The following is a 5,157-nucleotide window of genomic DNA, read 5'->3' as shown; positions in this document are numbered from 1 at the left end:
GTCTGGGGACGGTGACGGGGGGCGGGAGATCGTCTTCTTCCTCGTCACGTATCTGGAGCATGACTACGACCGCGCCACGGATGCGTGCTTCCTGCCCGCCATCACTCCCGAGGGCCGGTACCAGTGCGAGCTGTGGGGGCACGGGGACATCAACGTCTTCTTCTCGAAGACGATACTGAACCTGGACCTGCATCAGTCGCTGTCGACGGACCGGGTGACGACGGTCAACCCGAGTTCGAACTGGCTCAGCCCGACGGGCTACTCGCGGCTCCAGTCGCGGGAGTACGGCAAGGTCCAGATCGTCGAATCCTACGACATGGATGCGTGGAGCTATCAGCAGCGCACGCCGCACGTGTTGATGCTGGCGCCCATGGAGTCGACGGACACGTGGGTGATGAGCTGGGAGGACCTCACGGCGGGCGGAGACCTGTCGTTCAACGACCTGACGTTGCTCATCCGGGGCGTGGGCATCGAGCCCACGGTGACGCGGCTGGAGCACCAGGGCGGGCCCATCATCGAGGGCGAGCCGACGTTCTTCACGGCCTACGTGACGGACGTCCCGGGTGTTCCGCTGACGACGGGCTCCGTGAGCTTCTACGTGAATGGGGACTTCGTCACGGCCCAGGACGTCGACAGCGCGGGGTCCGCCACCGTGGCGCTCTCGTTCTTCCCGATGGGCGAACATCGTGTCGTCGCGGAGTTCGGTGGCATCGAGAACGTGTACTCGTGGAGCATGTCCGAGGAACTGCTGGTGGTCGCCGAGCCCGGGGACGGCGGGAGCCTGCCGGACGCGGGGCAGCCGGATGGCGGGCCTCGGGATGCCGGGGCACCCGATGCCGGGGCATTCGACGCAGGACCTCCGGATGCGGGAGCGCCGGACTCGGGTACCCCCGATGCGGGGCCCCCGGATGCTGGCACGCCCGACGCGGGCGCGGAGCCTGATGCGGGAACGCCGCCCGAGCCCGACGCGGGTGAAGATGCGGGAACGCCCCCTGAGCCCGACGCGGGTGAAGATGCGGGAACGCCGCCCGAGCCTGACGCCGGTGACGACGCGGGAACGCCGCCCGAGCCTGATGCCGGTGAAGATGCGGGAACGCCGCCAGAGCCTGATGCCGGTGACGACGCGGGAACGCCCTCGGGGCCAGACGCGGGTGACGACGGTGGAACCACGCCGGAGCCGGACGCGGGCGATGACGCGGGCACGACGCCGCAGCCAGAACCGGACGCGGGTGACGGCGACGCTGGCACGGCTCCCGACGCAGGCTCCGAGGACGCGGGGCCCTCGGACCCCAACGGCCCCAGCGAGCCGGAGCTGCCAGGCCCTCGCGACTTGACGGTCACCGGTTGGGGTTGCGGCGCCACCGACGCCAGCAGCGCGTCCTTTGTGATGCTGGCGCTCTGGGTGGGGGTGTCGTTCCTCCGGAGGCGGAAGCTCGACTGACGGCGAGGACGGGACTCTCGGTGTGATGGATTGTCAACACCGAGAGTCGCCCGCCCTCGTGAAGCCCTCGGTCGTGGTGGGCACCTCGGCCCGATGCCTATCGGACGGAGGTGCGATGAAGGAATTGCCCCTCACGGGACAACGACAGTTCCTCCAGTGGCTTTCCACCATGGCTTGTGTTGCATGACAGGTGCTACAGCCACAGGAATGCAAATACAAAACAGCAGCCAATCGAGGCGTGGTGCGGACTCTTCGATGACCGTGGAGGTCGGGCGGCAGGATTGCATCTGCGGCGAGCTGTACATGCACGGCTCGCGCAGCATGTATTTCAGGACGCACACCTACTCCAGCTGTCGGGGCTGATTCGCCCCAGGCCTCACGGCGTCTTCCAGTCCCCGTAGCACGCCGTGAGCCCGCACTCGGGACACCGGCAGCCGATGTAGACCCAGCGGACATCCGTGCTGTCCTTGTAGAACGCGAAGCCCACGGCCATCTCGAACGCCCCATTCCCACAGGGGCACTCAGCCTGTTCGAGCTCCGCCTCCTCGAGGAACTCCTCGCTGTCCGCGAGGGGAACCTCGTGCTCGCACTTCACGCAGCACTGCACCGCGGCGCCCGCATCCTCGTCGAGAATCAGATGCGAGCGCTCATGGCCGCACTCCGGGCAGCGCAGCTCATCCATCCGCTCGATGGGATACTTGTTCGCCTTGCTGTATCGCTCCAGCTCGGGGCGGATGTCCGCGCGCGAATCGCCGTAGTAATGCCGGCCCTTCTTCTTCAGCGCCACGCGCCTACCCCAGCAGCTTGAAGCTCTCGCGAGCAATCACCACGCGCTGCACCTCGCTGGTGCCCTCGTAGATGGTCTGCACGCGGGCGTCGCGGAAGTACCGCTCCACGGGGAACTCGTCGATGTAGCCGTAGCCACCGTGAAGCTGCACGGCCTTGTCGCAGACGCGGTTGCTCGTCTCGCTGGCGTACAGCTTCGCCATCGACGCCTCCCGCGAGAACGGCTGCTTCTGGTCCTTCAGGAACGCCGCGCGCAGCGTCAGCAGCTCCGCCGCGTCGATCTGCGTCTTCATGTCGGCGATCATGAACCGCGGGCCCTGGAACTCGCCCACGGCCTGGCCGAAGGCCTTGCGGTCCTTCACATACGAGACCGTCGCCTCCAGCGCCGCCCGCGCCACCCCGCACGCCTGCGACGCGATGCCGATGCGCCCGCCGTCCAGCGCGACCATCGCCAGCCGGAACCCCTGCCCTTCCGCCGCCAGCAGGTTCTCCGCCGGAATCACGCAGTCCTCGAACGTCAACGGCACGGTGTTCGACGAGCGCAGGCCCATCTTGTCCTCGTGCCGCCCGACGATGAGGCCCTTCGTCCCGCCCTCCACGATGAAGCAGGACAAGCCCTTGTTGCCCGCGCCCGACGTCCGCGCCCACACCACGAACACCCCGGCGTGCGCACCCGACGTGATCCACTGCTTGCTGCCGTTGAGCACCCACGTGTCGCCACGCCGCACCGCCGTGGTCCTGAGCGCGCCCGGGTCCGAGCCCGCGTGCGGCTCCGAGAGCGCGAACGAGCCCGCCACCGCCTCACCGGACGCCAGCCGCGTCACGTACTTCTCGCGCTGGGCCTCGGTCCCGAAGGCGTTGATCAGCTCGCCACACATGTTGGTGACGGCCATCGTCACCGCGGTGGACGCGTCCGCCGCCGCCATCTCCATCATCGCCAGCGCGTAGGAGACGGCGCCCGCCTCCGAGCCGCCGTACTTCGCCGGGATGTTCACCCCGAGCAGCCCCAGCTCCCCCAGCTCCTTGTAGAGCTCCGTCGGGAAGCGCTCCGTGCGGTCCAGCTCGCGGGCCAGCGGCGCCACGCGCTCGCGCGCGAACTTGCGGGCCGTCTCGCGAATCAGCGTCTGGGTCTCGGTCAGCTCGAGGTTCACGGAGGTCTTCCTACTCGACGGCCTTGAGGTTGAACGGGTACTCGATGGGGTGGTCCGCGCCATCCGGAGGCTTGGGGAACGTCATGGACGTCAGCACGGCCACCACGCAGTCGTGCAGGTTCGGGTCCTTCAGCGTGCTGCCCTTCTTCACCTTGGCGTTCTTCACCAGGCCATTGGCGTCGATGGTGAAGGACGTGTGCAGCTTGCCCTCCACCTTCTTGTCCTTCTCCGCCATGTGGTCCTCGTAGCACTCCTGGATACGCCCCTGGTTGTAGGCGACCACCTGGCGGATGGAGTCCGGCGTGAAGGGCATCCGCTCCACGTCCGGCGCGTCGCTCTTCGCGGGCGCCGGCTTCGTGGGGGCCGCGGGCTTCCCGCCCTCGGACTTCTTCGACGGAGTGCCCTGGGCGAACGCCACGGCGGACGCCAGGACCAGTACGGGAAGCAGTGCCCTCTTCATGGTGCCTACTCCTTCAGGACGTTGGCCGAGATGACGATGCGCTGGATCTCGCTCGTCCCCTCGTAGATCTCGGTGATGCGAGCGTCGCGCACGTGGCGCTCCGCGTCCATCTCCTTGCTGTAGCCCATGCCGCCATGCACCTGGAGGGCCTTGTTCGTCACGCGGCTGGCCATCTCGCTGGCGAACAGCTTCGCCATGGCGCTCTCCGCGCTGTGACGCACGCCCTTGTCCTTGAGCAGGGCCGCCCGCCAGATGAGCAGCCGGGCCGCGTCGATCTCCATGGCCATGTCGGCGATCATGAACTGGATGGCCTGGTGCTCGCGGATGGGCTTGCCGAACGACTTGCGCTCACCCGAGTAGCGGACGGCCTCCTCGTACGCGGCGCGCGCGATGCCCAGCGCCTGGGACGCGATGCCGATGCGGCCGCCGTCCAGCGTGGACATGGCGACCTTGAAGCCCTCGCCCTCCTTGCCCAGCAGGTTCTTGGCCGGCACGCGCATGTCCTCGAAGAACATGGAGCAGGACCAGGCGGCGCTGATGCCCATCTTCTTGTCGGGCTCGGCGCGCGTGAAGCCGGGGGTGTTGGTGGGGACCAGGAAGGCGGTGATGCCCTTGTGGCCCGCCTCCTTGTTCGTCATCGTGAACAGCACGATGGCGTCGGCCTTGGGGCCGTTGGTGATCCAGTTCTTGGAGCCGTTGATGATGTACTCGTCACCCCGGCGCACCGCGACGGTCTGCTGGGCGGCGGCGTCGCTGCCGGCCTCGGGCTCCGTCAGGCCGAAGCAGCCGAGCTTGTCACCCCGCGCGAACGGCGTGAGGAACTCCTCCTTCTGCGCCTCGGTGCCGAACTTCATCACCGGATCGCAGTAGAGCGAGTTGTTCACGCTCATGATGACGCCGGTGGAGGCACAGCCGCGGCTGATCTCCTCCATGGCGAGCGCGTAACAGACATTGTCCAGGCCCGCGCCGCCGTACTGCTCGGGGACGGCGACACCGAGCAGCGACAGCTCGGCGAGCTTCTTCACCGCATCGGTGGGCCACGTGTGGTGCTCATCCCACTTGCGGGCGTTGGGGGTCAGTTCCTTGGCGGCGAACTCGCGGCACATCCGCTGGATCTCGCGCTGGACGTCGGTCAGCTCGAAGTTCATGAGGGCTCCATATTACGGGGGGTGCTCCCAGGGAATAGCGAAGACGAAGGACCCGTCCCCAAGCGACGGTTACCGTGCCGATGAGCCGCCGACCGCCCGCCCCCGCTCCCCGGATTCCAGGGGCGAGCCCAGGAACATGTTCAGGGGCACCGTGACGTCGAAGGACACGTC

At 67.8% G+C, this 5,157-nt stretch carries 5 protein-coding genes; 1 reads left to right on the top strand and 4 read right to left on the bottom strand.

The window, feature by feature from the left end:
- Nucleotides 1-1,441: Ig-like domain repeat protein (locus FL311_RS46210; protein WP_194869589.1), on the top strand; the 1,441-nt coding region annotated here is incomplete at its 5' end.
- Between the two features lie 376 nt (nt 1,442-1,817).
- On the opposite strand, the gene FL311_RS40990 is transcribed toward FL311_RS46210, so the two are convergent.
- Genes FL311_RS40990 through FL311_RS40975 form a run of 4 tightly spaced genes read right to left on the bottom strand, consistent with a single transcriptional unit; the run spans nt 1,818 to nt 4,986 of the window.
- Nucleotides 1,818-2,228 (bottom strand): hypothetical protein, encoded by a 411-nt coding sequence (locus FL311_RS40990; RefSeq protein WP_141333061.1) that lies wholly within the window; start codon nt 2,226-2,228, stop codon nt 1,818-1,820.
- 4 nt (nt 2,229-2,232) lie between these two features.
- The gene (locus FL311_RS40985; protein WP_141333060.1) at nt 2,233-3,378 is read right to left on the bottom strand and encodes an acyl-CoA dehydrogenase family protein; all 1,146 of its coding nucleotides are present in this window, start codon (nt 3,376-3,378) and stop codon (nt 2,233-2,235) included.
- Between the two features lie 10 nt (nt 3,379-3,388).
- Nucleotides 3,389-3,838 carry an AgmX/PglI C-terminal domain-containing protein gene (locus tag FL311_RS40980; RefSeq protein WP_141333059.1) on the bottom strand — a complete coding sequence of 150 codons (450 nt, stop codon included), beginning with the start codon at nt 3,836-3,838 and terminating at the stop codon, nt 3,389-3,391.
- 5 nt (nt 3,839-3,843) lie between these two features.
- A complete protein-coding gene (locus FL311_RS40975; RefSeq protein WP_141333058.1) occupies nt 3,844-4,986 on the bottom strand; it encodes an acyl-CoA dehydrogenase in 1,143 nt (380 codons plus the stop codon).
- Nucleotides 4,987-5,157 lie beyond the last annotated feature (171 nt).

Source organism: Myxococcus sp. AB025B (assembly GCF_006518215.1).
Lineage (GTDB): Bacteria > Myxococcota > Myxococcia > Myxococcales > Myxococcaceae > Myxococcus > Myxococcus fulvus.
Note: the sequence above shows the minus strand (reverse complement) of the source record. Positions and strands in the feature narration are given on the sequence as shown.